Source organism: Planomonospora antibiotica (genome assembly GCF_014647955.1).
Lineage (GTDB): Bacteria > Actinomycetota > Actinomycetes > Streptosporangiales > Streptosporangiaceae > Planomonospora > Planomonospora parontospora.
On record NZ_BMQE01000041.1, the window covers coordinates 38,549 to 64,846 of the forward strand.

Here is a 26,298-nt window from a genome sequence, read left to right on the forward strand (position 1 = left end):
TTGACGTTCACATTAGCGCTGTGCATAACATGAATGCATCTACCTAACACGTATGTAACCCCGCCGAAATCCGGAGGTCACAGGTGAACCGCCTGGTCCCGTTCGCCCTCACCGCGCTGCTGCTGGCGGGGTGCACGGCGGGGGCGGGCGGGCAGGAGCCTCCCCTGCGGGAGGGCGGGACGGGCCCCTTCACCCTGGTGACGGGGCGCGACACCACCGGTTACCTGCGTCCCCTGCTCGACCGGTGGAACCGTTCCCGTCCCGCCGAGCGGGTCACCCTGCTGGAGCTCCCCGAGGCGGCCGACGAGCAGCGCGCCCAGATGGTCGCCAACCTCCAGGCCAGGAGCGACCGCTACGACGTGCTCGGTCTCGACGTGGTCTGGACGGCGGAGTTCGCCGACGCCGGCTGGATCGTGCCGCTGGAGCGGAGCATGTTCCCGCTCGACCGGTTCCTCCCGCCGGTCGTGGACACCGCCGTCTACCGCGGCAAGCTCTGGGCGGTGCCGTACACCAGCAACGCCGGGCTGCTCTACTACCGCAAGGACCTCCTCGCCAAGGAGGGCCTCGCCCCGCCCAGGACCTGGGCGGAGCTGCGCGAGCAGGCGCGGGCGCTGCACGAGGAGTACGGCGTCGGCGGCTACGCCGGGCAGTTCCTCGCCTACGAGGGGCTGACCGTCAACTTCGCCGAGGCCGTGCAGTCCGCGGGCGGCGGGCCGATCCTCAGCCCGGACGGCACGCGGGTCACCATGGACGCCGCCGGGGCGAAGGCCGGGCTCGACTTCCTGGTCGGCGGGCTCCGGGAGGGGTGGATCCCCAAGGAGTCGCTCTCCTACAAGGAGGAGGAGTCGCGGCTGGCCTTCCAGGAGGGCCGGCTGGCCTTCGCCCGCAACTGGCCGCCCGCCTACGGCCCGGCCACCCAGTCGGAGATCGCGGGGAAGTTCGCGGTCACCCGGCTGCCGGGCCTGGACGGGCCGGGCTCCAGCACGCTGGGCGGGACCAACCTCGCGCTCAGCGCGTTCTCCAAGCGGCAGAAGTCGGCGGCGGAGTTCATCCGCTACTTCACCGGGCTGGAGAACCAGCGGCGGGTGCTCACCGACGGCTCGTTCCCGCCCGTGTGGACCGAGCTGTACGACGACCCCGCCCTCATCAGGCGCTTCCCCTACCTGCCGGTCCTGAAGGAGAGCATCCTCTCCGCCAGGCCCCGGCCGGTGAGCGCCAACTACGACCAGGTGAGCCTGGCGATCGCCGGTGCGGTCTCAGGCGCGCTCACCCCGCCCTTCGAGGAGTCGAGCGACGACGTCGTCGCCTCCCTGAAGGGCCAGCTGAACGAGATCATCAGGGCTCCCTGAATCCGGGGGCGATCCTCCCGGCGAGCCGTCATCCCCATCTCGTCGTCATCCGAAGTCGTCCAAACCTCGGGGGTTTGAGAACAACAGGAGGTCTTCTCACCATGCGCAGAACCATCATCACCGCGACGACCGCGGGGCTCGCCCTCGCGCTCGCCGCGTGCGGCGGCTCCACCGACACCAACGGCACCGCCGGCTCCACCACCGCTCCCGCCGCGAGCGGCGGGGCCTCCTCCGCCCCCGCGGCGGCCAAGACCCTGGAGGGGGTGACCATCGAGGTCGCCGCCAAGTGGACCGGCCCGGAGCAGGCCAACTTCCAGAAGGTGCTGGACGCCTTCCAGGCCAAGACCGGCGCCAAGGTCACCTACTCCTCCACCGGCGAGGACACCGGCGCCTACCTCGGCCCGCGCATCCAGGGCGGCAGCCCGCCGGACGTCGCGATCCTGCCCCAGCCCGGCCTGGTCCAGCAGTACGCCGACGCCAAGTCGCTCAAGCCGCTCACCCCTGAGGTGATCAAGCAGATCGACGAGAACTACACCCCGTACTGGAAGGAGCTCGGCTCGGCCGACGGCCAGGTGTACGGCGTGCTGGTCAAGGCCGCGCACAAGTCGCTGGTCTGGTACCGCGACCAGGCCTTCGCCGACGCCGGGGTGCAGCCCCCGGCCACCTGGGACGAGCTGGTGAAGGCCGCCCAGACGGTCGCCGACTCCGGCACCCCGCCGATCTCGCTGTGCGGGGCGTCCGGCTGGACCCTCACCGACCTGTTCGAGAACGTCTACCTGTCCAGCGCGGGCCCGGAGAACTACACCAAGCTCTCCAAGCACGAGATCCCGTGGACCGACCCGAGCGTGACCACCGCGCTGGAGAAGATCGCCCAGCTCACCGGGAAGAAGGAGTTCCTGCTCGGCGGCACCTCCGGCGCGCTGCAGACCGACTTCCCGACCTGCGTGACCCAGGTCTACGGCCAGGACAAGGCGGCGATGGTCATCGAGGCCGACTTCGTCGGCACCACGGCCGAGGAGTCGGGCGCCAAGCTCGGCGAGGAGGCCAAGTACTTCCCGTTCCCGAAGGCCGGCGAGACCGCGCCGGTCGTGCTGGGCGGCGACATCGCGGTGGCGCTGAAGGACTCCAAGGGCGCCATGGCGCTGCTGGAGTACCTCGCCTCCACCGAGGGCGGCGAGGTCTGGGCCAAGCTCCCCGGCTACCTGTCCCCCAACCGCAACGTCTCCCCCGACAACTACCCGAGCGAGCTGACCAAGCAGCTCGCGCAGACGATCATCTCCGCGGGTGAGTCGGTCCGCTACGACATGTCCGACCTGGCGCCCAGCGCCTTCGGCGGCACCGACGGCAAGGGCGAGTGGAAGCTCCTGCAGGACTTCGTACGCGACCCGTCGAAGATCAAGGAGATCCAGAAGAGCCTCGAGGCCGAGGCCGCCAAGGCCTGGAAGTAGAGGGGGCAGGCCGTGACCGACCGGTTGGACGGCCCGCCGGACCCCCGCGGCGACGACGGCGACGCCGTCGCCGCGGGGTCCTCCCCCGGCCCCCGCACCCCCTCCGCCGAATCCGCTCCGGACTCCACCGCCGGAACCACCTCGGACTCCACCGCGAAATCCGCCGGAACCACCTCGGGAACCGGCACCGGGGCCACCCCGGACTCCACCGCGGAATCCGCCACCGGGCCCGCCGCCCCGTCCGCGGTCCCGTCCGTCGCCACCGCGGGACCGGCCGCACCGGCTGCGGCGGGCACCCCGAAGGCCCCCCGGCTGGGACCCTCGCCGGTCATGGCGGTCCTGTTCCTGCTGCCGGGCGTGGTGCTGCTCGGCGCGATGGTGATCTACCCGATCGTCTACTCCGCCTTCCGGAGCCTCTACGACGCCGGCGGCGAGACCTTCGTCGGCGCCGAGAACTACGCGACGATCTTCCAGGACGCCTCGACCCTGACCACCATCAGGAACAACCTGATCTGGGTCGTGGTCGCCCCGCTCCTGGTCACCACGCTGGGGCTGATCTTCGCGGTGCTGACCGAGCGGATCCGCTGGGCGACCGCGTTCAAGCTGATCGTGTTCATGCCGATGGCCGTCTCCCTGATGGCCTCCGGCGTCATCTTCCGCCTGGTCTACGAGCAGGACCCGGACCGCGGCGTGGCCAACGCCGTCCTCAGCTCGGTCCGCGGCGTCTTCGGCTCCGGTGAGAGCTATCCCGACGCCCGGCCGAGGGAGAACGACCAGTCCCCGGTCACCGCCGCCCAGGGCGCCGTGGTGACCAAGGGGGCCGCGAAGCCCGGCCAGGCCGTTCTGCTGCCCCTGGTCGGCGTGAAACCCGCCGACCTCGCCTCGGCCGCGACCGCCCGCCCCGCCTCGCCGGGCCCCGGCGAGCTGGCCGGGACCGTGTGGTTCGACTTCACCCAGGGCGGCGGCGGGCAGGCCAACCAGGTGGACGGCACGGAGAAGGGCCTGGCGGGCATGACCGTCGAGGCGGTCCGGGGCGGCCCCGGCGGCGAGGTCGCGGCCACGGCCGTCACCGAGGCCGACGGGACCTTCCGCCTCACCGGCCTCTCCCCGGGCGACTACACCGTCCGGCTCCCGCGGTCGAACTTCGAGGCCTCCTTCAACGGCCTGTCCTGGCTCGGCCCGGCGCTGATCACCCCGGCGATCATCGGCGCGTTCGTCTGGGTCTGGGCCGGGTTCGCCATGGTGCTGATCGCGGCGGGCCTGTCCGCCATCCCGCGGGACGCGCTGGAGGCCGCCCGCATCGACGGGGCGACCGAGTGGCAGGTGTTCCGCAGGATCACCGTCCCGCTGCTCTCCCCGGTGCTGCTCGTCGTGTTCGTCACGATGATCATCAACACGCTGAAGGTCTTCGACCTGGTCTTCGTCATCGCACCCGGATCGGTGCAGCCGCAGGCCAACGTGATCGCGCTGGAGATGTGGCGGGTCTCGTTCGGCGGCGGCGGGAACCAGGGGCTGGGCAGCGCGCTGGCCATCTTCCTGCTGGTCCTCGTCCTGCCCTTCATGATCCTCAACATCCGGCGGTTCAGGAGGGACAACCAGTGACGACGACCTCCGCTCTCGGCGCGCCGCCCCGCGGCGTCCTGGGCCGGATCGCCGACCGGGTCGGCGGCGGCCTGGTCCAGGCGGTGCTGGTGGTGATCGGCGTGTTCTGGCTGGTCCCCACCCTGGGCCTGTTCGTGGTCTCCATCCGGCAGGAGACCGCCAACAACTCCAGCGGCTGGTGGACCGCGTTCACCAAGCCGGCCGAGTTCACCCTGCGCAACTACGCCGACCTGCTGGCCACCGGCTTCACCTCGTCGTTCTGGAACACCGTGGCCATCACGGTGCCCACCACGGTCCTGGTGATCGGCATCGCGGCCATGGCCGCCTACGCGTTCGCCTGGATGCAGTTCCCCGGCCGGGACGCGCTCTTCCTGGTGGTGGTCGGCCTGCTGGTCGTGCCGATCCAGATCGCGCTCATCCCGATCGCGAAGCTGTACGGCGGGCTCGGCATCTTCGGCTCCATCCCCGGCGTGGTGCTCTTCCACGTCGCCTTCGGGCTCCCCTTCGCCATCTTCCTGCTCCGCAACTTCTTCGCGGGCATCCCCGGCTCGCTGCTGGAGGCGGCGCGGATGGACGGCGCGGGCGAGTGGAAGATCTTCTCGACCGTGGTGTTCCCGCTGGCCAAGCCGGCGGTCGCCTCGCTCGGCATCTTCCAGTTCCTCTGGGTCTGGAACGACCTGCTCGTCGCGCTGGTCTTCGCCAACACCGAGAACCAGCCGATGACCAAGGCCCTCCAGTCCCAGATGCGGCAGTTCGGGACCAATGTCGACATCCTGGCCCCGGGCGCCTTCCTCTCGCTGATCATTCCGTTGATCCTGTTCTTCGCCTTCCAGCGGTACTTCGTCCAGGGAATGATGGCGGGTTCCGTGAAGTAGGGGAGGCGATCCGAGGGGGGCAGACCCGGTGCGGTCCGCGGCATGGCGCCGCGGACCGCACCGGGCCTCACGGCCTCGCGCCGGAGGGCCCCGCCGGACGGGCTCCTCGGGCCGGACCGGGTTCCGTGGTCCCGCGCCGGAGGAGCCGCACGCCTGCGGCGCGATGTCGCCCGGATTGTCGGCGGATCCGGATAGGGTGCCGCCCATGGCCGCACGTCCTTTGAACGAACTCGTGGAAGCCGGGTGGGCCCAGGCCCTCGAACCCGTCGCAGGCAAGATCGCCGAAATGGGCGACTTCCTCCGGAAAGAGGTCGCCGAGGGCAGGCAGTACCTCCCCTCGGGGGAGCACGTCCTGCGTGCCTTCAAACAGCCCTTCGACCAGGTAAAGGTGCTGATCGTCGGTCAGGACCCCTACCCGACGCCGGGCCATCCGATCGGCCTGAGCTTCTCGGTCGCGGCCGACGTGCGGCCCGTCCCAGGCAGCCTGCGCAACATCTACAAGGAGCTCACCGAGGACCTCGGCCTGCCGATGCCGAGCAACGGCGATCTGACCCCGTGGGCCGAGCACGGCGTGCTCCTGCTCAACAGGGTGCTCACCGTCATGCCCGGCAAGCCCGCCTCGCACCGCGGCAAGGGCTGGGAGGAGGTCACCGAGCAGGCCATCAAGGCGCTGGTCGCACGCGACCGGCCGATGGTGGCGATCCTGTGGGGCCGCGACGCCCGCTCGCTCGCGCCGATGCTCGGCGACGTGCCGCGCATCGAGTCGGCCCACCCGAGCCCGCTCTCGGCCCGCAGCGGCTTCTTCGGCTCCCGGCCGTTCAGCCGCGCCAACCAGCTGCTGGAGCAGCAGGGCGCCGACCCGGTGGACTGGAAGCTCCCTTAACCTCCCCCGGGCCGATGGGGCCTCGGCGGGGCACTAGGATTCTTCATCATGAGTGATGAATCTGGCACCGAGCGCTACCTGCGTCTGACGGTCGAGCTGACGGTGGAGGTGCTCGACATCGGAGCCCTCCAGGCCGCCGCGCTGAAGGAGATCAACGACCCCGAGACCGACCTCGACGACGACGAGCGCAAGGAGCAGGCGGAGATGGTCTCCGCCGACGACAGCGGTGCCACGGCGCTGCAGTGGCTGATCGAGCCAGACCACGTCCTGGGGCTGATCGAGCACGTCGAGCAGATCGAGCCCCGCGAGGCCGTGCTGAGCGTCGAGCCCTCCGACGGCCCGTCCGACGAGGAAGACGACGATCACGACCACGACGGTCACGGCCACGGCCACGGCCACGGCCACGGCCACTGAGGTCTGACCCAGAGAGCAGGTGAGAGGGGGGCCGCACCCGTCCGGATGCGGCCCCCCCTTCCGTACGCCGCGGAGCGCCGATCAGCCCGTCAGCACGTCCTCGCGGCGGGCCTCCAGGGAGTCGCGCCGCCGGGCCAGCTCGCCGCAGCGGGCGGCCAGGGCGTCCACCGTGCCGCTCACCCACCGGGCCGTCTCGGCGACGGCCTCGCCGGTGCGGGCGATCCGCTGGTGCTTGAACGCGTCGGTGACGATGTTGTCGAAGAACATGTCGGCGAACCAGCGGGTGTCCACCTCGGGCAGCACCGGGGCGGCGTGCACCCCGACGTCGGCGAGCTCGCGGGCGAAGGCGTCCAGCGCGCGCTGGGCGTGCCAGGCGGCCTCGTCGGCGTTGCGCAGGTGGCCGTGCTCCACCATGTCGGCGAAGGTGCCGCCGCCCAGCATGTCCCAGACGGAGGCGCCGCGCGCGCCGCCGAGGCAGCGCAGGACCTGCCCGACCGCCTCCGCGGCGGCGGTCCCCGCCCGGTGGGCCTCCTCGTGCTCCCGCAGGTCGGCGGCGGTCTCGGCGAGCTCGCGGGCGATCCGGGAGAGCTCGCCTCCGCGCGGGTCGCCCGACGCCATCAGGCGGCGCTCCTTGCGCTCCAGCAGCGCGCCGTACTCCTGCGGGGCCGAGCCGACCTCGGCCAGGCCGCTCTCCACCGCCGCCCGGTCGGACCGCAGCCAGCCGAGCCGGGCCCGCTGCCCCTCGATGCGCTGCCGTACGGCCTGCGCCTCGGCCCGCTCCCTGGCGAGTCTCTCCTCCCGGGAGCCGGTGAGCCCGGACAGGAACGCGGTGAAGCCGCCCTCCAGCCGGGAGACGTCCTCCTCCTCCTCGGCGAGCCGGATCTCCAGGTCGCCGAGGAGCGCCTCGACCTCCTGGATCTGCGCGGCCACGGCCCGGCGCTGCCCGGTCAGTCGTTCCAGCCGCCGCACCCGCTCGCGGGCGGTGCGCAGGTCGTCGTCAAGGGTGTCGAAGGAGGTCACACCTGTAGCGACGTCCGAAAAGGGGAAATCGTTCCGTCCGCGCGCTCAGCGCTTGCGGCCGACCCCGCCCCAGCCGAGGATCGCCATGCGCTCCAGCACGTTGGGCGCGATGAAGGCGTCGTTGTCCAGGAGCTCGAAGTCGCCGAAGAAGCGCTTGATCTCCTCGACGGTCCGCGGGGCCACGCCCGAGTTGGCCCGGGAGTAGACGTCCTTCATCTTGTCGGTGTCCTCGGCCCGGCGCTCGGTCATCGACAGGTGGGTGACCACCAGGAAGCTGCCGGGCGCCATCATCTCCCGCAGCTTGGCGACCTCGGCGTAGGGGTCGTCGAGGAAGTGCAGGATCGCCACCAGGAGCACGGCCACCGGCTCGTCGGGTTTGATCAGGCCCGTGCCGACCGCCCGCTCCCAGATCTCCCCGGGGGCCCGCAGGTCGCCCTCGACCATGGCGACCGTGGGGGTGTTGGCGAGCAGCGCCCTGCCGTGCACGCAGACGACGGGGTCGTTGTCGACGTAGACGGTGCGCGCCTCGGGCGTGGCCGCGTGCGCCACCTCGTGCACGTTCTTCCGGGTGGGCAGGCCGGCGCCGATGTCGACGAACTGGCGGACGCCCTGCTCCGCCGCGAGGTGGCGGACCACGTTGCCGAGGAACTCGCGGTTCATCCGGACGCCGTCGCGCGACTCGGGGAAGGCCTTGAGGATCTGCTCGGCCGCCGCGCGGTCGACGGCGAAGTTGTCCTTGCCGCCGAGCATGAAGTCGTAGATCCGGGCGACGTTGGCCGTGCTCACATCGATCCCGTAGGGGTTCCGATCGCTCATCGCAGCCGCCTCACCCTGCTGTCCCACTCGCCGCGGACCGGCATTTCCGTAGATCGTAGCCGAGACTCCGCCGGCGCGGAGGCCACTGTGGACATTGCTTTCTTTACTGACTTAGGGCACAAAAGCCTCAGTCATTCCCGTTCGCTCACCCGGCACCGGCATCCCCCGGTGACCGCGGCCCGAAGAGACCTGTGGGGAACGGGCCCGGGCCCCACCTGGCAAGCTGGGCCGGAGAGGTCGTGAGGAGATGGGTGGGCAGATGACCGCCGAGGACGGGCCGGACTACGGCATCGGAGCCGTCGCGCGCCGGCTCGGCGTGCCCGCCCCCACGCTGCGCACCTGGAACCTGCGGTACGGCGTCGGCCCCAGTCGCCGGAGTCCCGGCGGCCACCGGCGCTACGACACGGCGGACCTGCGGCGCCTGGAGGAGATGAACCGGCTGATCCGGTCAGGGGTCCCGGCCGCCGACGCCGCCAGGCACGTCCTGGAGGCCCGATCCGGCCCCGCGTCCGCCCGGCCCGCGACCGGTGGCGAGGAGGTCCCGGCGACCGGTCCGGAGGGCGGCCCGCAGGTCCCGACCCCGGCGATGCTGACCCGCGCCGCCGTCGCACTGGACGGCGAGGCCGTGTCCGACTGGATCGGCGCGGCCCTGGCCCGGCACGGCGTCCTGTGGACCTGGGAGCGGCTGGTGCTGCCGGTGTTCGCGGCGGTCTCCAGGCGCCAGCTGGAGACCGGGGCGGCCGTCGAGGTCGAGCACCTGTTCTCCGACCGGCTGGCCGCCGCGCTGGCCCCGCTGACCAGGCGGCCCCGGACGCCGGTCAACGAGCGGCCGGTGCTGCTCGCCTGCGCCGAGGAGGAGCAGCACAGCCTGCCGCTGCACGCCCTGGCCGCCGTACTGTCCCTGGACCACGGGGTCGAGACGCGCCTGCTGGGCGCGCGCACGCCGTACTCCGCGCTGGCGGACGCGATGCGCCGGCTGGGTCCGGCGGTGGTGTTCGTCTGGTCCCACCAGGCCTCGACCGGCGACCCCTCGCCGCTCGCCGCGCTCCCCTCGCTCCGCCCTCCGGCCCGCGTCCTGGCGGGCGGCCCGGGATGGCGCGACGGGCTGCCGCCGTCCGTCCCGCACGTCACGTCCTTCCGCGACGCCCTCACCCGGATCTCCGCCGCCCTGCAGCCCTCCCCCGGCCCTCGCTGATCCCGCCCGGCCCTCATTTGCGATCACACCGCCCGGAGGCGTATGAATAAGTTTTGAATAGGTTATCTCGGAAGGAAGGCCGCCATGACGGTAGAGATCACCAGCAGGACCGCGGACACGGGCGCGGACACCGGCGCGGACACGGGCGCGGGCGCGAGCCTCAACGCCCGCTTCACCGCCGGCGACGAGGCGGCGCTGGAGGAGTGCCTGCGGGCGCACACCGCCCTCATCCGCTCCTACCTGCGCAAGTACGTGCCGCCGCAGGAGGTGGAGGACGTGCAGCAGATCGTCTTCGCGGAGGTGTGGCGCTCCCGGCACCGCTTCGACCCGCTCCGGAGCCTGCCCGCCTGGCTGCTCGGCATCGCGCACAAGCGGGCGGTGGACCACCTGCGGGTGCGCAGGCTGCACACCGTCCCGCTGGAGAGCGCTGCCGAGCCGGCCGGTCCCGCCGAGGCGGCCGACGGCGACGGCCTGGCCGACCGGGACGAGATGCGCCGCGCCCTGGCCGAGCTGCCCGCACCCCAGCGCGAGGCGATCGAGCTGGCCTACTACGGCGAGCTGACCCAGCGCGAGATCTCCGAGCGGCTGGGCGTGCCGCTGGGCACCGTCAAGGCTCGCACCGCCCGGGGCCTGTGCAGGCTCTCGGACATCCTTACCCCGGTCGCGGCATGAACCCCGGCCTCAGCGGCAGGAACCAGATATGGACATAAATCCCATAACCACCACGAATCACTACCAGGAGGACGAGGTCCGGCCGCGTGTCGCGGTCTCCAGTTGCCTGATCGGCGAGATGGTGCGCTTCAACGGCGGCCACAGCCGCGACAGGTTCCTCAGCGGGGAGCTGGACCCCTACGTCGACTGGGTGCCGATCTGCCCGGAGATCGCGATCGGCCTGGGCGCCCCGCGCGAGACCCTCCGCCTGGAGCGCTCCCCCGAAGGGCCGCACCTGGTGACCAGGAAGACCGGGCGCGACCTCACCGAGGAGATGACGGACCTGGCCGCCGAACGGGCGCGCACCCTCGACGTGGACGGTTACGTCTTCAAGTCGAAGAGTCCCAGTTGCGGGATCCACGGCATCCCGGTCTACGCGGGCACCGCCGCCGTGGACCGCCGGAGCCGCGGCGTGTTCGCCGGCCGCATCCTCGACGCCCACCCGCTGCTGCCGGTGGAGGACGAGGGACGGCTGCACGACCCGCTGATCCGTGAGACCTTCGTCGAGCGGATCTTCGCGAACGCCCGGCTCCGGGCCCTGCTGGAGAGCGACTGGCACCCGCGCGACCTGGTCGCCTTCCACGCCCGCCACAAGATGCAGATCCTCTCCCACGACCCGGACGTCTACCGCGAGACCGGCCGGATCGTGGCCCACGCCGGCGTGCTCGGCCGCGCGGAACTGGCCGCGCGGTACGCCGAGGCCTTCCGCACCGCCTTCGTCAGGAAGGCCAGCGTCGGCCGCCACGTCAACGTGCTCCAGCACTGCGCCGGCATGATGAGCGACCTGCTGGACCCGGTCCGGCGGACCGACCTGGCCGAGGTCATCGCCTCCTACCAGGCCGGCCTGGTGGCGCTCAGCGTGCCGCTGGCCCTGCTCCGCCACAACGCGCGCGGCGCGGCCGCCTCCTACGTCAGGGACCAGACGTACTTCGCGCCGTTCCCCGAACGGCTCCGGCTGCGGAACCACGTTCCCGCGTGAGCCCGCGGTCCGGCCACCACATCCACCGGCCCACGTCCAGGGTCAGCGCGGTGAGCAGGACCGAGCGGACCACGAAGGTGTCGAGCAGGACGCCGAACGCGACGACGAAGCCCAGCTCCGCCAGGACGACCAGCGGCAGCACGCCCAGCACCGCGAAGGTGGCCGCGAGCACCACGCCCGCCGAGGTGATCACCCCTCCGGTGGCGGACAGGCCGGCGAGAGCCGCCTCGCGGGTGCCGCGCACCGCCGCCTCCTCCCGGATCCGGGTGATCAGGAAGATGTTGTAGTCGACGCCGACCGCCACCAGGAAGACGAAGGCCAGCAGCGGCACCCCGGTGTCCACGGCGGCGAAGCCGAACAGTTCCGTGAAGACCAGGCCGCTCACCCCGAGCGCCGCCGCGAAGGACAGCACCACGGTGGCCATCAGCAGCAGCGGCGCGACCAGCGCGCGCAGCAGGATCACCAGGATCACCAGGACGACCCCCAGGATCAGCGGGACGACCACCCGCAGGTCCCGCTCGGAGGAGAGCTTCCCGTCCAGGTTGACCGCCGCCGTGCCGCCGATCAGCGCGCCGGGGATCTCCCGGAGCCGCTCGACCGTCTCGTAGGCGGCGGGGCTGTCCGGCGCGTCCTTCAGCGTGCCGCGCAGCAGGACCCGCCCGTCCACCGTCTCGGGTCCGGCCCCCGGCCGCTCTCCGCCGGTCTCTCCCCCGGCGTCCCCTTCGCCCGGCCGCCCGCCGGGCTCCCCCGCCTCCGGCCGCCCGGCCCCCGCGTCCCGGCCGCCGATCCGCTCCACGCCCGGGTCCGCGGCCACAGCCGACGCGATCCGCCCGGCCTCGCCGGAGGGGGCGAGCACCAGCAGCGATCCCTCCTGGCCGGTGCCGAAGCGCCGGTCCAGGACCTCCGCGCCGCGCACCGACTCGGGCGCCGTGCGGTAGGCATCGGCCTCGGCCAGCGGGCCGACCGTGGTCAGCGGCAGCGTCAGCGCCATGGCGCCCAGGACCGCGGCGGTGCCGATCCAGACGACGCGGGGCCGGCGGGCGATCACCCGGCCGACCCGGTCCCAGAGACCGGACCCGCCCTCGGCCGCACCGCCGTACACGGGGACCTTCGGCCAGAACACACCGCGGGGGAAGACCACGAGCAGCGCGGGCAGCAGGGTGAGCATGGCGGCGAGCGCGCAGACCACACCGACCGCGCAGACCGGGCCGAGCCCGCGGGTGGCGTTCTGGTCGGCCACCAGCAGGCAGCAGAGCCCGGCCACCACGGTGGCGGCGCTGGCCGCGATGGCCGGGGTGGCCCGCCGCAGCGCGAGGTCCATCGCCTCGTGGCGGTCCTCGTGTACGGCGAGCTCCTCGCGGTAGCGGGCGACCAGCAGCAGCGCGTAGTCGGTGGCGATGCCGAACACCAGCACCAGCAGGATGCCGCCGCTCTGCCCGCTCACGGTCAGGTCGGCGTACTCAGCCAGCAGGTAGTTTCCCGCCCGGGAGCAGGCGAGCGCCACGCCCGCCGAGAAGAACGGGATCAGCCAGAGCAGCGGGCTGCGGTAGGTGACGAGCAGCACCAGGACGACCACGGCCGAGGTCGCCGCCAGCAGCGTCGCGTCGATCGACCCGAAGACCTCGATCGCGTCGGCGCTCTGCCCGGCCGGGCCGGTGACGTACGCCCGGTCGCCGGTGATCTCGCGGATCCGGTCGACCGCCGCGGTGAGCACGTCGTAGTCGCTCCCGTCGAGCGGCACCACCACCTGCACGGCCCCGCCGCCGGGGGCCGGGACCGGCGGCGACACCTGCCCGGCGACCCCCTCCAGCCCGGCGAACCGCTCCGCGTCGGCGGCGGCCTCCGCCGGCGGCCTGCCCTCGTAGACCACGATCGCCGGGACCCGGTCACCCGCCGCGGAGGCACGCTGCGCGTTCTGCACCGCGGTGGACTCGGCCTCGGCGGGCAGGAACGACGCCGGGTCGTTGCGCTGCACCTCCTCCAGCCGGCCGCCGAGCACGCCCGCCCCGGCCGCGACGAGCAGCCAGATCACCAGGACCACCCATTTGCCCCTGCGCCCGCACACCGCCGCGCTCAAGCCCCGCACCGCGCCCGCCTTCCGGAAGGAACCGCCACCGTAGTGGGAACCGCCACCGTTCACACGGGCTTCTTCGCCGCCGCGGCCGTCCGCGGTTGCAGCCCCGGGAACGGACCGTCCGGGACGGCCCTCCCCCACGAGGGATCGGTTACACCACCGGCACCGCCGGACGCCGGAGGGGCACCGTCTTTCGGAAGCGGAGCGGACCTCCGCATGTCCACCGTCTGGTTATGGCCGTGCTCCCCCTCATCATGGACCGCTCATCGCCGACCGGTTCAATAAGGGCTCATCTGATCCAGCACCTTGGCAGCGAGCGCCAGGAACTGCTCGGCCTTCACCAGGTCCTGCACGACATCGTCGGGAGTGATCTGCGGAGTTTCAGGGCGAGGGTATTCGGCGCTGTTGCGACGGCGACGCATCCGATCGAAGGAGCGGAGCGCCTGGCCCAGGGGCGGATCCAACTGGGCGGTAACCGCGTCGAGTACCGCGAGGTGCCCGCCCCGGCTGGTGGCACGGAGTCCCTGGTTCTCCAGGATCGACGCGAGCGCTTTCCTGGAGGCGTCGTAGAGAAGCTGGTAGGCGCCGGTGGGATCCGTCTCGAACCCGCTGCGAGCGAATTCGATATGCCGCTCGGCCTGCGCCAGCAGGGTGTCGGCGTGTTCTCGGCTCGGCGGCACCCGTTCCAGCTGACCCGAGGCCAGCATCTCGTCGATCCGGCCACGCCCTTGCATCCACCTCATGAAGTGCTCCGTTTCCGAATCAGGGGGTAGAGGGGCCTGCTGCGCAGAGACGTCACGAACGGATCTTCCGGACCTGCGGCCCACGACGCAGGTGAGATCCGGCTGATGTTCACCTCACGGCCGAGGGATCGTTCCGCCGCCCGCGCCGCGTCGTACAGCTCGTCCTCGTCCGCGGTTCCCACCACGAGGACATCGACGTCGCGAGGGAGCGGCCCCGCCTGGTTCGCGTACCGGGCGGCCCAGGAACCGTAGACATAGGCCTCGTCGATGCCGGAGATCGGCTGGAGGAGAGGTGGCAGGACGGCTGCCGGTCCGAAGGTCACCGCCAGCAGATCAGTGAGCGGCTTCGCAACGATCGTGTCCGTGTCGGCCCTGATGAGCCGGAGGTTTCCGTGTCGTCTTTCCGAGGTCAGTCCTGCGGCGGCGAACCGGTTCGCCTCGCGGCTCACCGTCGCCTGGGACGCACCTGTTCGCTGGGCGAGCTCGGTCGTCGAATATTCCTGCTCCGGATGGAGGTAGAGCCAGGCCAGCAGTTCGCCGACGGCACCGGACCGGAACAGCGGAAGCAGGAGAGGAGGGTGCTCTCTCATAAATGAATAGTACTATGCATCTATGGCATAGACATCACTCTGAGTTGTCGCTTCAATCCGGTCCGTGCCGGATGTTGGCTTGCGTGGCCAGGACAATCCCATCGGGGATGGCTCGGAACGGTGCCGTCAGCTCTCGTCGAGGGCGACGAGGATGGCCGCCGCGGTCATCTCCAGCCAGGAGATCGTGTCCGTGGCCTCCGCGGCCGTGATGCTCCGCCTGCCGGTCGGCGCGGCGGGGTCGCGGTCGGACTCGTGGGCGATCCTGTTCCGGCGGGCGGTGATCGCCTTCAGCTTCTGGACCACCGTCTCGCCGGTGATCTGCCGGCCGTCGGTCCGCTGCTCGGTCAGGACCTTCGCCACCTTCGGCCAGAGCTTGACCTTGCTGACGTGCGAGAACCCCTGCTGGATCCGGTCGGGGTTCTGGTAGGAGACATAGCCGAGCGTCGCCTCCAGGTGCTCGCGGAACGCCTCGCCCAGCGATGCCTCGTGGTGGTGGATCCGCTCGAACAGCTCCATCGGGATCTGCAGCCTGTTGAACCGGTCCGGCCGCTCCACACCGGGCTGCTGCGCCAGCCGTACGGCACGGCTGTAGATCTCCTGGTGCACCCAGTGGTCGAGCGCCGCCACGGCCTGCACCCAGGCGGCCCGGTAGATGTCGCCGATGTCGAAGGCGCCGACCTTGAGCTGCTCCAGCCGGCGCCCGCCGTTCACCAGGTCGCGGGCGTATTCGAGGTTGCGGTGGAACTCCTGGAAGGCTTCGGTGGGAGGCATGCGGGGTTCCTCGGCTCGGGGACTCGGGACGGGCACGCCGAGCCGAGGATACGCCGCCTATTGATCTTCGCTCAACGGACTTCCGGAATCCCGCTGAGATGCCCGGCTCTGCAGGGCCTCGGCGATGGCGGCGAACTCGCTCAGCGCCGCCTCCAGGTCCTCGACGATCTCCTGCGCGATGATCTCGGGCGGCTGGAGCGCGTCGGCGTCCTCCAGACTCGGGTCCTTGAGCCAGAAGATGTCCAGGTTGCACTTGTCCCGCGCGACGAGCTCCTCGTAGGAGAACCGGCGGAACGGCCCGTTCGGCCCGGTGTCCACCCGCTCGGTACGGTCCCCGCCCGGCAGGTAGCGGTCCACGAAGTCCTGCAGGTGCTCACGGCGGAGCGGGTTCTGCTTGAGCGTGAAGTGCTGCCCGGTGCGGAAGTCGTAGACCCACAGGTGCTTCGTCCAGGGCTCCTCGGCGGCCGGCTTCCGGTCGAAGAAGAGCACGTTGGCCTTGACGCCGCCCGCGTAGAAGATGCCGGTGGGCAGCCGGAGCAGCGTGTGCACGTCGTACTCCTTGAGCAGCCTGCGGCGGATGCCCTCCCCCGCGCCGCCCTCGAAGAGCACGTTGTCGGGGACGACCACGGCGGCCCGGCCCGACATCGCCATCAGCCGGGCGATGTGCTGGACGAAGTTGAGCTGCTTGTTGGTGGTGGTCTCCCAGAAGTCCTGCCGGTCGTAGGCGATGTCGTCCCGGGTCGCCTTGCCGTCCATGCCGATCACGGTGATCGCGGACTTCTTGCCGAACGGCGGGTTGGCCAGCACCAGGGAGGCGTGCGTGGACGGCGGGGCCGCCAGCCCGTCGCGCACCTCGATGGGCGATGCGCCGTTCGCCCGGCACATGCCGTGCAGCAGCATGTTCATCGCGGCGAGCCGGGCCGTGCCGTCCACCAGCTCGACCCCCCGGAACGCCTCGCCGTGCGTCAGGCGGCGGCGCTGGCCGGGCGTCAGGCTCCCGTGGTGCCTGCGGATGTAGTCGTTGGCAGCGAGCAGGAAGCCGCCGGTGCCGCAGGCCGGGTCGATGATCGTGTCGTCCGGGGTCGGCCGCACGCAGTCGACCATGGCGGTGATCAGCGACCGGGGCGTGAAGTACTGCCCCGCGCCGGACTTGACGTCGGTGGCGCTCCGGGCGAGGAGCTGCTCGTAGGCGTCGCCCTTGACGTCGGTGCCCTGCCGCCCCCAGGTCTCGTTGTCCATGAGGTCGACGATCAGCTTCTTGAGCAGCGCGGGGTCCTGCACCTTGTTCTGCGCCTTGCGGAAGACCACCCCGAGGGTGCCCTCCTCCTTGGCCAGCTCGGTGAGGAAGTGCCGGTAGGTGTTCTCCAGCTTGTCGCCGCTCTGCGCCTTCAGCGCGTCCCAGCTGATCCCCTCCGGGAGGATCCGCTCGCCGCCGAGGGCGGCGGGCAGCTTGGCCCGCTCGTCGGCCATCTTGAGGAAAAGCAGGTAGGTGAGCTGCTCGACGTAGTCGATCGCGGAGACGCCGGCGTCGCGGAGCACGTCGCAGTAGCTCCACATCTTGTCCGCGAGCCGCCGCGCCTCCACCTGCCGCGCCGCCTCGGCCGCCCGCTCCGCCGCCTCGTTCTCGGGCACGGTCGTGGTCACAGCAGTTCTCCTTGCTCATATCCGGTCGGTGCGGGGGTGGCGGCCGGCCATGCGGTACGGCCCGCGTCCGGCGGGGCCTCGGTGGCCCGGGGGACGGCAAGGCCCGCGTCCGGGGCCGTGGAGGTCGTACGGCTCCCGCCCGGCGGGGCCGCGACGTCCTCGGACGCCTTGGGGTTCTTGGGAGCGGTACGGCGGGCATGCGCGGCCTTGGGCTGGGCGGCATGCTCGGCCCTGATCCCGGCCAGCAGCTCGGCGGCGGGTTCGTCGGACGGGTCCTGCGGGACCAATCTGCCCGCGAATGCTTCTCTCAACAGAGCCCGACGAAGCAGCTCCGTTCGCCGGATCGCACTCACCACCTCACCCTTCAGCCGTGAAGCGTTATCGAGACCTGCTTCAATCCTTGCCGCAATCAGATCTTGTTCTTCCCGGGGAACGATGGGAATTCTGACCGAGAGAAGCGCCTTCTGAGAGATGTTTCTCATCGAATCCTTCGTACCCGTCGCCCGAGCCGATATCTGATCGCGAACGAAGGGCGAGGACAGAAGCTGGATGAGCCACTCTTTCGACACGTCGGGGCGCACGCACAGGCGAAGGCTCTTGTCACTCAAGAGCAGACGAGGACGACACTCTCTTACAAGAACCGGAGCACCCACATATTCTGCCGTATTCGCCCTGCTCACCAAGATATCGCCGGGAACGACCTCATATCGGGGGTCAAATTCTTTCCCAGGAGGGACGGCCTTATTCTCGCCCTCCCGGAACTCTCCCCAGGTCATCGCACTAACCTTGATCACGCCCCACTCGTCATCAGCGGCATGACGCGGCTCGCAAGCGTAGGATTTTCCGGCCTCGATTCCCTCAAGAACATCTTCAAGGGTGCCCCAACGCCAGCCTGGCAGCAGCTCCACACCTCCACCGACATAGGGTCCAAAGAATTCTACCGACCGAATCTTCCTGACGAGTTTAGCGACTCCATGCAGTGCATCGTTCAAATAATTACGAGCGACATCCAGTTTAGAGAGATGGTCTTCCAGAGAGGCAACGATCCGTTTCTGCTCGACCAATGGAGGCACCTGAACACGGATTTCTCTGAGTGAGGGCTGTGAGATGTTCCGCATGGAGTCCTTCGTACCTGTCGCACGGCATGAAATCTCTCCACGGATCGACGGCGAACTAAGCAGAAGCGCCAACCATCGGCGATCGACGTGCGACGACGGGACGAGGCGAAGGCTCTTGTCACTCAGCAGCAAACGAGGTCGACACGAACCGACCAGAACGGAAGCGCCCACATACTCTTGAGTGTTAGCCCGACTGAGGAGGATGTCTCCCGGCTTGATCTCATACGCGGGGTCGAACCCAACCCCCGACGGAATCGCCTTGTTCTCCTCTTCGCGGAAACTTCCCCAGGTCATGGCGCTGACCTTGATGATCCCCCACTCATCGGCATCGGCTCTGCGAGGTTCACAGGTGAAGGATTTCCCGGCCTCGATACGGAGGAGAAGATCCCCCAGAGTCGCCTGTTCCCAGCCAGGGGGGAGGTCCGTCACGCGGTCAGCTCCTCGTTGAGTTCGTCAAGGATCGTCTCGGCCCGGTCGCCGAAGGCGTCGGCGAAGCCGTACACGCCGCCGCGCTGGTCGAACGGCATGCCGTGCAGGTCCTCGACGGTGACCTCGACGCTGGTGGCGATGACGTCCACGATGTTGTCGAGGTACCAGCGCTGCTCCGGGGTGAAGGTTACGCCAGCCTGCTCCTGCTTCGCACGCCAGTCGGCGTAGCGCTCCTCGATGATCGAGCGGAAGGGCCGGATCTTCTGGTCGACGCCGAGTTCACGGCGGAGCAGGGAGACCAGGTCCGTCACGGCGGCCTCGCCCTTCCCCAAGGACGGAGCCTCGCCTATCTCCGCGTACGACCGCCAGAGGAAGTCGACGTCGTAGACGTTCGGCAGCCGCCTGACCCGGTTGGCCAGGTCCTCCAGCTGCCCGTACGACAGCCTCGGCCCACTGCCGTGGCGGAGCTGCTGGACGATCACCTCGTCCTGGTTCTCCTCGATGAACCGGCGGAACGACCGGACCGCCTCCTGCGCCCGGTCCACGCCCTCGGCGGAGATCAGCTCGTCGACCGAGATCTCGTCGATCACGGTGTCGTACTGGCGGCGGATGTCGAGGATGCGCTGACGCAGCTCGGGGTTGCCGGCCAGCGGGGCGACGGCCTCCTTGAGCCGCTCCCTGACCGCCGCCTCGCCTCCCGTGTCCTGGGCGCGGATCAGCTCGTCGGTGTCGACGGCGTTGACGAGCCGCCGGACGATCTCCCTCAGCGTGGTGCCCTCGCCGACCTTGGCGAGCTCGGTGCGGTCGCCGTCGCCGATCTGCTGGTCGAGGCGGGAGAGCCGGGAGGCGAGGGTGGCGGTCTCGTTCTCGTCGATGGAGAGGTTCGCGGCCTTCGCCAGCAGGTCCGCGAGGCTGATCGAGCGGACGCGCTCCAGCGGGCGGGCGTCGCAGAGCGGGCTGTCGGTGACGCCGACCGCGTCGACCAGCAGGAAGCGGTCCTTGCGCTTCGCCGTACGGTCCGGGTTGACCTGCTGGAACTCGGTCTCATCGACGGTACGGGCGCCCCGGCCCTTCATCTGCTCGAAGTAGACGGCGCTGTGCACCCCGCGCATGAAGAACACGATCTCCAGCGGGCGGACGTCCGTACCGGTGGCGATCATGTCGACGGTGACGGCGATCCGCAGGTCGGCGCTGGTCCGGAAGAGCTGGAGCAGCTTCTTGGGGTCGTTGCCGAGCGCCTTCGACTTATATGTGATCTTCGCGGCGAAGTCGTTGCCCTTGCCGAAGACCTCCCGGACGATCTGCACGATGTCGTCGGCGTGCTCGTCGCTCTTGGCGAAGATCAGCGTCTTGGGCACGGTGGTGCGCCCGCCGTACTGCTCGGGCAGCACCCGGTCCTTGAAGGTCCGCAGGATCAGCCGGATCTGGTCCTTCGCCAGCACCGAGCGGCCGATCTGCTCGCCGGTGTAGGTGAAGTCCTCCTGCAGCTCCTCGTAGCGCTGCATCCGCGTGCGGCGGTCGCGGACCGGCACGACCACGCGCGTGCCCTCCTCGTCGAGGGCCGGGATGCTGCTTCCGCTCTCGCTGATCTTCGTGCGGATCCGGTAGACGTCGTAGTCGACGTTGACCCGGTCGGCGACGGCCTGCTCGTAGGTGTACTCGGAGGCGAGGTTCCGGTCGAAGAAGCCGAGCGTCTGGGCGGTGGGGGTGGCGGTGAGGCCGACGATGGGCGCGTCGAAGTAGTCGAGCACCGCCCGCCACTTGCCGTAGATCGACCGGTGGCACTCGTCCACGATGATGAGGTCGAAGCTCTCGGGCGACAGCCCCTGGTTGTAGCGCGCGTCCACCGGCCGCTCGGGCACGTAGTCGTCGATCTGCGGGTCGTCGTCCTCCGGCGGGACCGGCTCGCCGCGCAGCGCGAGGTCGAGCCGCTGGATGGTGGTGATCACGACGTTGGTCGAGGCCAGCACGACGCCGCCGGCCAACCGCTGGATGGTGTACAGCTCCGCGAGCTTCCGCCCGTCGTCGGGGGTGGTGTAGTTGCGGAACTCCGCCGCCGCCTGGTCGCCGAGGTTGTTCCGGTCGACCAGGAACAGCACGCGCCTGGCCCCCGCGTGCTTGAGCAGCCGGTACGACTGGGTGACGGCGGCGAACGTCTTGCCCGCGCCCGTGGCCATCTGCACGAGGGTGCGGGAGCGGTCCGCGCGCAGGGACGCCTCGATCCCGTTGACCGCGTCGGCCTGGGCGGGGCGGAGACCGGCCGCGGCGAGGACGGGCATGCGCCGTACCCGGGCGCGGAAGGTCGGCGCCTCCGGGTTCCCATCGGCCTCGTCCATCCAGGCGGCGATGGTCTCGGGCCGGTGGAAGGAGAAGACGGGACGGGAGCGCGGCTCGGGGTCCAAGCCGTTGGTGAACCGGGTCTCCACGCCCGTGCTCTCGTAGCGGAACGGCAGCGGCATGTCCCTGCGCCAGGCGGCCATGCCGTACTCCTTCGGGAGCGCGGCGGCGTAGCGGGCGCTCTGCCACTCCACGCCGGTGAGCGTGGTGCCCTCGCGCTTGGCCTCGATCACACCGACGATCCTGCCGTCCACGTAGAGGGCGTAGTCGGAGCTGCCCCCGGTGAAGGTGAACTCCCGTACGGCCACGCCCTGATCGGCGAGCGGGTTGAGCCGGGCGAGGTCCTGCACGATCCACCCGGCCTCACCGAGCATGCGGTCGATCTCCCGCCGCGCCTGCGCCTCGGTGAGGGGCTGCGGCGCCCGCGCCTGCTCGATGAAGGCCTTGCGCCGGTCGGCGGAGACACGGTCCGGGGTGCGGCCCTCGAACTCCGTGCGAAGCCCCTGCACCGCGCTCTGCAGCGCCTCCAGCTCCGCCGCCAGCCGGTCGCGCTCGCTCTGCGCCCGCGCGAGCTCCTCCTCGGCCCGCGCCCGCGCCTCGGCCTGGGCGTCCAGCAGCGAACGCTTGCCGTCCAGGACGAGCCTGGCCTCGGCGAGCTCGCGCCGGTAGCGCTCCAGGTCCTCCCGGAGCCGCCCGGTGACGTCGGCCGCCGGCTGGGGCGGGACGAAGGCGATGACCTTGCGGTCGCCGGTGATGGCGCGGTGGAGGAGCTGGCCGAGTTGGAAGCACTTGTTCAGGCAGTCGAGCGCGGTCCTGCGGTCGGAGGCGTGCGCGTGGACGGCCCTGTTCCCGGCCCGCCGCACCTCGTGGAGGGCGTCGGCCCCCGGGCGGGTGACGACACCGTTGTCGGAGAGCGCGTGGATCCGGCTCTCCAGCCGATTCTCTCCGGCGACCCGGATTCCGGTCCTGCGCACCATTTCCGTCGTCAGGACCTCGATGAACTGACGGCATTTGACGAGGGCGGCGTTGGGGTCGGTGAACACGGCCGCTTCGGCGCCCGCGCCGTACACCACGAGCAGCGGCTCGTGGGCGAGCAGGAAACCGAAGTTCGCCGACCTGCTCGCCAGTTCCCGAACCCTGTCGCTCATGCACCCTCGCAGTCTTCGCCCCGGCATCAGGAATGCCGAATCCTATCCCGGATCAAAGGACGCGCACTGGGAATTCATCCCTTTATGTACCGCATGGTGACCGGCGGCACGGCCGATAAGCGCATCGGCGCCCATCTTGGACATGTGAAAGCCCTTTGCCCGGAGGCGGATGAAACGTAGGCTGGCATTTCCCGCCTGCGTTCTCACCGACCACGCTGGAGTCCGCCGCCTCATGGCCCACCCCTATCCGTCACCGTCGCCGGTCCCCTCCGGCACCGGTCCGACCGGCGGTCCCCAGGCTCCGTCCGCCGACTCCGTGCCCGCGTCCCGGTCGGCCGGTCCCGCGACCGACGGCGGTACGCCCAGCCCTTCTTCCTCCGCTTCCTCCTCCGCTTCCTCTTCCGCGGCCGGCGGCCGTACGCCGAGTCCCTCCCCCGCGCCCGATTCCCGGTCGTCCGCGCCCCCGTCCGGCACCGCGTCGTCTCCGCCACCCGCCAAGCCCGCCTCCGGCCCGCAGGCCCGTCCGCACCCGCCCACCGCTTCGACCGGGCCGCAGGGGGTGGGCGGTGAGTTCTCCGGCATCGACCCCGCCGCGATGGACGACTTCGAGCGCGGGCTCGGCCGGGCGGAGGACGCCCTCGGCCGCGGCGAGCCCCGCGTCCGCGCGGCCCTGGAGAAGCTCGACCTGGACACCTCGGCGCTGGCAGCGCTGCGCGAGGCGCAGAGCTGGATCGGCTCCAGCCGCCCCGACCTGCGGCGGCGCAGCGAGGCGATCCGCTCGGAGCGCACCGAGTGGGGCTCCTCCGGTCTGCCCGGCGGCCTGGCCGCCTTCGACGAGTCCCTGTACGGCAAGACCGCCCGCGACCCCGACGTCTACGCCGCCACGGTCAGGCTGGCCGAGGCCGCCGAGAAGGGCGAGATCGACGCCAAGACCGTGGCGGAGCTGGAGAAACGCACCGGGGACGCGGCCTTCACCACCGCCCTGCTGACCACCCTGGGCGCGGCGACGTTCCGCGAGGCGATGGCGGAGGCTGCGGAGAACCGCGACAAGAAGTCGCAGCGGCTGCAGACCGCCCTCAGCAAGGCCCTGGGTACGGCGAGCCCCAAGCTGGACAAGGCCTGGCGCGACGCCTTCACCGCCGAGTCCGGCGACCACTGGCAGCAGCGCCGCAACTACCAGGCGATCAGTCTGGCCCTCAAGCACGGCACCTTCTCCACCGCCTTCCTCGTCGACGTCGCCAGGAAGGTCGACGGGGCCAGGTACGTCAAGGCCATGGAGCCGCAGGCCATGGTGGACGTGATGAACGCGCTGGGCCGCCATCCGGAGGCGGCCCAGGACTTCTTCATCGGCGATCCCACCGCGCTGAAGCGCTACCTGACCCAGGGGACGATGAACGACGGCGGCGCGGCCCTGGGCAAGGCCCTGGAAGCCGCCATGCTCCGCTTCCGTGACCACTCCGGCACCCCGGACAATCCCTCACGCGGCTACTGGTCGGCGAAACTCGCCTCCGAGTTCATCCATCTGGAAGCCGAACGCATCAAGAACCGCCAACCTCCGGACTCGGCGGTGAAGCCCACATTCACGGGACTCGTGCTGTCGGAGTACATCCGGGACGTCAACCACGTCGCCGAGAGAAGTGGCGATGGTTCCGTGCCCGGAGTGCGAAGTGCCGACAATCCCAACGCGCGCGGGCAGGACCCCTGGGGAGCTCAGTTCGACAAGACGGAGTTGCGCCGGGTGATGAAGGACGCGTTCGCGGATTCCAAAGCGTTCTCCCTCGTGACCGCTGCTCAGACGGCGTTCGCCGGATGGCTTCTCGACAATGCCGCCCAGAACACGGATGCCGGGCAGAGAAACGACGCGATTCTGTCCAGCGCGCGACAGATCGGCGCAGGATTCGGCCTGATCACCGACGCGGCCGAACTGATCAAGATCGAGGAGGGCAAGGAGCTGGACGAAGCGCAGAAGCGGAACACGAAAGTGCTTCTGGCTGCGCTCAACACCGGTCTTGCCATCCCGCAGGCCAGCGCATGGCCCATCGTGTCCGGTGTCGTGGGGTCGTGGACGGGGCTGGCCGAGGACCTCGTCAAGGGAAATGCGGAGAGCGACGCCCGCGAGGCCGCAAATACCACCGTCGACCGCACTCGGAACCTCGTGCACGACCTCACCGCTCGGGCCATGCTCAAGCATGGCCTGTTCGGCTCCGCCGAACCTCCGGCCTCGACACACCCTTGGGCCTCCCTGGAAGACATGAAGCAGGGAGACGATCCCCGCCACAACCCCAACAACTTCCTCAAGGAGGACGGCCGGACTCTCATGACCAGGGAAGAGATGATCGACGAGAAGGCCGCCAACGACATCGACAAAGACCGGAAGCTGGAGGCCTATCAGAGATGGCTCAGCGGACCCGCAGGACAACGTTGGCGGGATGCCGAGAATCGCCTGGACCAAGGATTCTCCAACGGCTTCGCCCCATACGGATCATGATGAACCGGCCCTTCGTTCTGGTCATGACACTGATGTGCGTACTGACCTTGTCGGCCGCATGTCAGAACGGGGACACCGCCTCGGTCGACCGCACTCCGTTGCCGACCGTGGCCGCCCCGCCGTACATCTGCGACCACGTTCCGTTGAAGGCGGTGGAGCTGATGACCGGTGTGCGCGGCCCACTAGCCCGCGGTCGCTTCAATCTCACCAGCGACGGCAGTCTGGACATGGGAGTCTGCGTGGTCCGCCGGAGAAGCGACCAGGAGAACGTCCTGGTGATCGACCTGTCGCCAGGAAAGGATCGGGCAGCGATCGAGGAGTATCTCGATGATGGTGCCACTCCCCTGCCGGAGATTGTTCCCGGGTCCATCGGCGCTTACTTCAAATCCCCAAGCGGCGAGAACAACGCCGCGTACGCCCACCTTCTCGGCGATGGATCATGGCTATCCGTCAAGCTGGAGATCGGCGTCGAGGGGCGGGACAACGCCGCCGATGTGGCGGCGATGATGAAGCTGATCGCGCCGAAGCTGATCACCGATGCCAGAGCCCCGACGGCAGACCCGGCCGCGAGCCCGTCGGCGAGCCCGTCCGCGGAGGCCGCTTCCCCCTCATCCACGGAGGACTGACCGGATCATGGCCGAGATGGTGCCCAATCCGCTCCACGAGGCGCTGGGAGAGGCGCTGCGGACGGTCGAGCCGCTGCTGGAGGAGGTCGAGGAGGCCGTTGAGACGCCGTTCCAGGCGTTCCACTCCGGCAAGGTCTGGACCGGTCCGGCGGCCAAGCGCTTCGACGAGCGGCTCGCCCACCACCGCACCCGCGTCCGCGCCTCAGGCGAGAAGGTCGTCTCCGACCTGCGCCAGGCCCTCGCCCGGACTCCGAGCCAGGTGACCGAGGAGGAGGCCAGGGCCATCGGCGCCCGCTACGGCCTGCTGTGAGATCCGGCCCATCCCGGGATCCGACCCGTCCAGGGATCCGGCGGAGCGCCCCGTCCCCGGTTCCACGGACCGCACCACCCCGCGTCCCGCCCGGGAAGCGGCACCACCCGGAAAACGGCACCGCGTCCCCAGAAGATCCACATAAAGATCAAAAAATCCTCGTACGTCATCTAGCATCACCAGCAGAGTGATCAATCGAGGTCCGAGGAGAGCGTCGTGACTCCTCCGCTCCCTGAAGGGAGCGGCTTCTCGCTAAGCCGCTTGCGCAGCCTCACGAAGGGCAAGCCCTGCCCTGAGGATGTTGACCGCCGCGTTGACGTCGGCGTGCGCGGCATGCCCGCACGCCGTACAGGCGAACGCGGCCTGGGTGAGGCGGTTCTCCTTCGCCACGTGCCCGCATTCGGCGCACGTGCGGGAGGTGTTGCGGGGCTCGACCGCGATCAGCTCTCGACCGGCGCTTTCAGCCTTGTGCGCGAGGACCGTCAGGAACACCCCCCAACCCGCATCCAGAATCGACCGGTTCAGCCCGGACTTGGCCGCGACGTTGCGGCCGGGCCGCTCGATCGTGCCGGACGCCGAGCGCGTCATGTTCGCGACCTTCAGCGCCTCGTGCACGATCACGTCGTAGGCGGCCACCAGAGCGTTCGCGACCTTGTGGACGTGGTCGAGGCGCTGCCGCCGCACCGTGGCGTGCAGCGCCGCGACCCGGGCGACGGCCTTGCGGCGGC

General features: G+C 70.3%; 22 protein-coding genes. 12 read left to right on the top strand and 10 right to left on the bottom strand.

Annotated elements, in window-relative coordinates; genetic code table 11:
- The first annotated feature begins 83 nt into the window (after positions 1-83).
- The 6 genes from IEZ06_RS27875 (at position 84) to IEZ06_RS27900 (ending at position 6,571) form a co-directional block, all read left to right on the top strand.
- Positions 84-1,349 carry an ABC transporter substrate-binding protein gene (locus IEZ06_RS27875; protein ID WP_189239651.1) on the top strand — a complete coding sequence of 422 codons (1,266 nt, stop codon included), beginning with the start codon at positions 84-86 and terminating at the stop codon, positions 1,347-1,349.
- A 101-nt stretch (positions 1,350-1,450) separates the two neighbouring features.
- Positions 1,451-2,797 carry an ABC transporter substrate-binding protein gene (locus IEZ06_RS27880; RefSeq protein WP_189239652.1) on the top strand — a complete coding sequence of 449 codons (1,347 nt, stop codon included), beginning with the start codon at positions 1,451-1,453 and terminating at the stop codon, positions 2,795-2,797.
- Positions 2,798-2,809: 12 nt separating this feature from the next.
- A complete protein-coding gene (locus IEZ06_RS27885; protein ID WP_229798785.1) occupies positions 2,810-4,399 on the top strand; it encodes an ABC transporter permease in 1,590 nt (529 codons plus the stop codon).
- Entirely contained in the window at positions 4,396-5,274 is an 879-nt protein-coding gene (locus tag IEZ06_RS27890; RefSeq protein ID WP_068894776.1) for a carbohydrate ABC transporter permease, read from the top strand. Before IEZ06_RS27885 ends, IEZ06_RS27890 begins: the two co-directional genes overlap by 4 nt.
- Positions 5,275-5,479: 205 nt before the next feature.
- Positions 5,480-6,157 (top strand): uracil-DNA glycosylase, encoded by a 678-nt coding sequence (locus IEZ06_RS27895; RefSeq protein ID WP_189239653.1) that lies wholly within the window; start codon positions 5,480-5,482, stop codon positions 6,155-6,157.
- A 48-nt stretch (positions 6,158-6,205) separates the two neighbouring features.
- Entirely contained in the window at positions 6,206-6,571 is a 366-nt protein-coding gene (locus IEZ06_RS27900; protein WP_189239654.1) for a hypothetical protein, read from the top strand.
- Positions 6,572-6,652: 81 nt separating this feature from the next.
- On the opposite strand, the gene IEZ06_RS27905 is transcribed toward IEZ06_RS27900, so the two are convergent.
- The gene (locus tag IEZ06_RS27905; RefSeq protein WP_189239655.1) at positions 6,653-7,591 is read right to left on the bottom strand and encodes a hypothetical protein; all 939 of its coding nucleotides are present in this window, start codon (positions 7,589-7,591) and stop codon (positions 6,653-6,655) included.
- A 45-nt stretch (positions 7,592-7,636) separates the two neighbouring features.
- Positions 7,637-8,407 (bottom strand): SAM-dependent methyltransferase, encoded by a 771-nt coding sequence (locus IEZ06_RS27910; RefSeq protein WP_189239656.1) that lies wholly within the window; start codon positions 8,405-8,407, stop codon positions 7,637-7,639.
- A 259-nt stretch (positions 8,408-8,666) separates the two neighbouring features.
- Between IEZ06_RS27910 and IEZ06_RS27915 the strand changes: the two genes are divergently transcribed.
- From IEZ06_RS27915 to IEZ06_RS27925, 3 genes are all read left to right on the top strand, one after another.
- The gene (locus IEZ06_RS27915) at positions 8,667-9,602 is read left to right on the top strand and encodes a MerR family transcriptional regulator (protein ID WP_229798787.1); all 936 of its coding nucleotides are present in this window, start codon (positions 8,667-8,669) and stop codon (positions 9,600-9,602) included.
- Positions 9,603-9,686: 84 nt separating this feature from the next.
- Positions 9,687-10,274, top strand: a complete 588-nt coding sequence (locus IEZ06_RS27920) for an RNA polymerase sigma factor (RefSeq protein ID WP_189239658.1) — start codon at positions 9,687-9,689, stop codon at positions 10,272-10,274.
- A 28-nt stretch (positions 10,275-10,302) separates the two neighbouring features.
- Positions 10,303-11,292 carry a YbgA family protein gene (locus tag IEZ06_RS27925; RefSeq protein ID WP_189239659.1) on the top strand — a complete coding sequence of 330 codons (990 nt, stop codon included), beginning with the start codon at positions 10,303-10,305 and terminating at the stop codon, positions 11,290-11,292.
- On the opposite strand, the gene IEZ06_RS27930 is transcribed toward IEZ06_RS27925, so the two are convergent.
- The 7 genes from IEZ06_RS27930 to IEZ06_RS27960 form a co-directional block, all read right to left on the bottom strand.
- Complete coding sequence (locus IEZ06_RS27930) at positions 11,225-13,432, bottom strand: MMPL family transporter (protein ID WP_229798789.1); 2,208 nt, start codon at positions 13,430-13,432, stop codon at positions 11,225-11,227. The genes IEZ06_RS27925 and IEZ06_RS27930 overlap by 68 nt on opposite strands.
- Before the next feature lie 212 nt (positions 13,433-13,644).
- On the bottom strand, positions 13,645-14,109 hold the full coding sequence (locus tag IEZ06_RS27935; RefSeq protein ID WP_189239661.1) for a hypothetical protein: 465 nt from the start codon (positions 14,107-14,109) through the stop codon (positions 13,645-13,647).
- Complete coding sequence (locus IEZ06_RS27940; RefSeq protein ID WP_189239662.1) at positions 14,106-14,699, bottom strand: MarR family transcriptional regulator; 594 nt, start codon at positions 14,697-14,699, stop codon at positions 14,106-14,108. Before IEZ06_RS27940 ends, IEZ06_RS27935 begins: the two co-directional genes overlap by 4 nt.
- A 126-nt stretch (positions 14,700-14,825) precedes the next feature.
- Positions 14,826-15,470, bottom strand: coding sequence for a hypothetical protein (locus tag IEZ06_RS27945; protein WP_189239663.1), 645 nt, complete (start codon positions 15,468-15,470; stop codon positions 14,826-14,828).
- Between the two features lie 57 nt (positions 15,471-15,527).
- Positions 15,528-17,114 carry a type I restriction-modification system subunit M gene (locus IEZ06_RS27950; RefSeq protein ID WP_203872198.1) on the bottom strand — a complete coding sequence of 529 codons (1,587 nt, stop codon included), beginning with the start codon at positions 17,112-17,114 and terminating at the stop codon, positions 15,528-15,530.
- Positions 17,111-18,661 (bottom strand): restriction endonuclease subunit S, encoded by a 1,551-nt coding sequence (locus tag IEZ06_RS27955; protein ID WP_189239664.1) that lies wholly within the window; start codon positions 18,659-18,661, stop codon positions 17,111-17,113. Before IEZ06_RS27955 ends, IEZ06_RS27950 begins: the two co-directional genes overlap by 4 nt.
- The gene (locus IEZ06_RS27960) at positions 18,658-22,146 is read right to left on the bottom strand and encodes a DEAD/DEAH box helicase family protein (RefSeq protein ID WP_189239665.1); all 3,489 of its coding nucleotides are present in this window, start codon (positions 22,144-22,146) and stop codon (positions 18,658-18,660) included. Before IEZ06_RS27960 ends, IEZ06_RS27955 begins: the two co-directional genes overlap by 4 nt.
- A 595-nt stretch (positions 22,147-22,741) precedes the next feature.
- Here IEZ06_RS27960 and IEZ06_RS27965 point away from each other — a divergent pair.
- Genes IEZ06_RS27965 through IEZ06_RS27975 form a run of 3 tightly spaced genes read left to right on the top strand, consistent with a single transcriptional unit; the run spans position 22,742 to position 25,570 of the window.
- A complete protein-coding gene (locus IEZ06_RS27965; RefSeq protein ID WP_189239666.1) occupies positions 22,742-24,634 on the top strand; it encodes a hypothetical protein in 1,893 nt (630 codons plus the stop codon).
- Complete coding sequence (locus IEZ06_RS27970) at positions 24,631-25,260, top strand: hypothetical protein (RefSeq protein WP_189239667.1); 630 nt, start codon at positions 24,631-24,633, stop codon at positions 25,258-25,260. Before IEZ06_RS27965 ends, IEZ06_RS27970 begins: the two co-directional genes overlap by 4 nt.
- Positions 25,261-25,267: 7 nt before the next feature.
- Positions 25,268-25,570 (top strand): hypothetical protein, encoded by a 303-nt coding sequence (locus IEZ06_RS27975; protein WP_189239668.1) that lies wholly within the window; start codon positions 25,268-25,270, stop codon positions 25,568-25,570.
- A gap of 252 nt (positions 25,571-25,822) precedes the next feature.
- Here IEZ06_RS27975 and IEZ06_RS27980 read toward each other — a convergent pair.
- Positions 25,823-26,298: RNA-guided endonuclease InsQ/TnpB family protein (locus tag IEZ06_RS27980; protein WP_189239669.1), on the bottom strand; the 476-nt coding region annotated here is incomplete at its 5' end.

Excerpts from the sequence above, each read along its gene's own strand:
- IEZ06_RS27880 (WP_189239652.1), top strand. The coding sequence starts at position 1,451 with ATGCGCAGAACCATCATCACCGCGACGACCGCGGGGCTCGCCCTCGCG.
- IEZ06_RS27895 (WP_189239653.1), top strand. The coding sequence starts at position 5,480 with ATGGCCGCACGTCCTTTGAACGAACTCGTGGAAGCCGGGTGGGCCCAG.
- IEZ06_RS27900 (WP_189239654.1), top strand. The coding sequence starts at position 6,206 with ATGAGTGATGAATCTGGCACCGAGCGCTACCTGCGTCTGACGGTCGAG.
- IEZ06_RS27910 (WP_189239656.1), bottom strand. The coding sequence starts at position 8,407 with ATGAGCGATCGGAACCCCTACGGGATCGATGTGAGCACGGCCAACGTC.
- IEZ06_RS27915 (WP_229798787.1), top strand. The coding sequence starts at position 8,667 with ATGACCGCCGAGGACGGGCCGGACTACGGCATCGGAGCCGTCGCGCGC.
- IEZ06_RS27920 (WP_189239658.1), top strand. The coding sequence starts at position 9,687 with ATGACGGTAGAGATCACCAGCAGGACCGCGGACACGGGCGCGGACACC.
- IEZ06_RS27925 (WP_189239659.1), top strand. The coding sequence starts at position 10,303 with ATGGACATAAATCCCATAACCACCACGAATCACTACCAGGAGGACGAG.
- IEZ06_RS27935 (WP_189239661.1), bottom strand. The coding sequence starts at position 14,109 with ATGAGGTGGATGCAAGGGCGTGGCCGGATCGACGAGATGCTGGCCTCG.
- IEZ06_RS27940 (WP_189239662.1), bottom strand. The coding sequence starts at position 14,699 with ATGAGAGAGCACCCTCCTCTCCTGCTTCCGCTGTTCCGGTCCGGTGCC.
- IEZ06_RS27945 (WP_189239663.1), bottom strand. The coding sequence starts at position 15,470 with ATGCCTCCCACCGAAGCCTTCCAGGAGTTCCACCGCAACCTCGAATAC.
- IEZ06_RS27960 (WP_189239665.1), bottom strand. The coding sequence starts at position 22,146 with ATGAGCGACAGGGTTCGGGAACTGGCGAGCAGGTCGGCGAACTTCGGT.
- IEZ06_RS27965 (WP_189239666.1), top strand. The coding sequence starts at position 22,742 with ATGGACGACTTCGAGCGCGGGCTCGGCCGGGCGGAGGACGCCCTCGGC.
- IEZ06_RS27970 (WP_189239667.1), top strand. The coding sequence starts at position 24,631 with ATGATGAACCGGCCCTTCGTTCTGGTCATGACACTGATGTGCGTACTG.
- IEZ06_RS27975 (WP_189239668.1), top strand. The coding sequence starts at position 25,268 with ATGGCCGAGATGGTGCCCAATCCGCTCCACGAGGCGCTGGGAGAGGCG.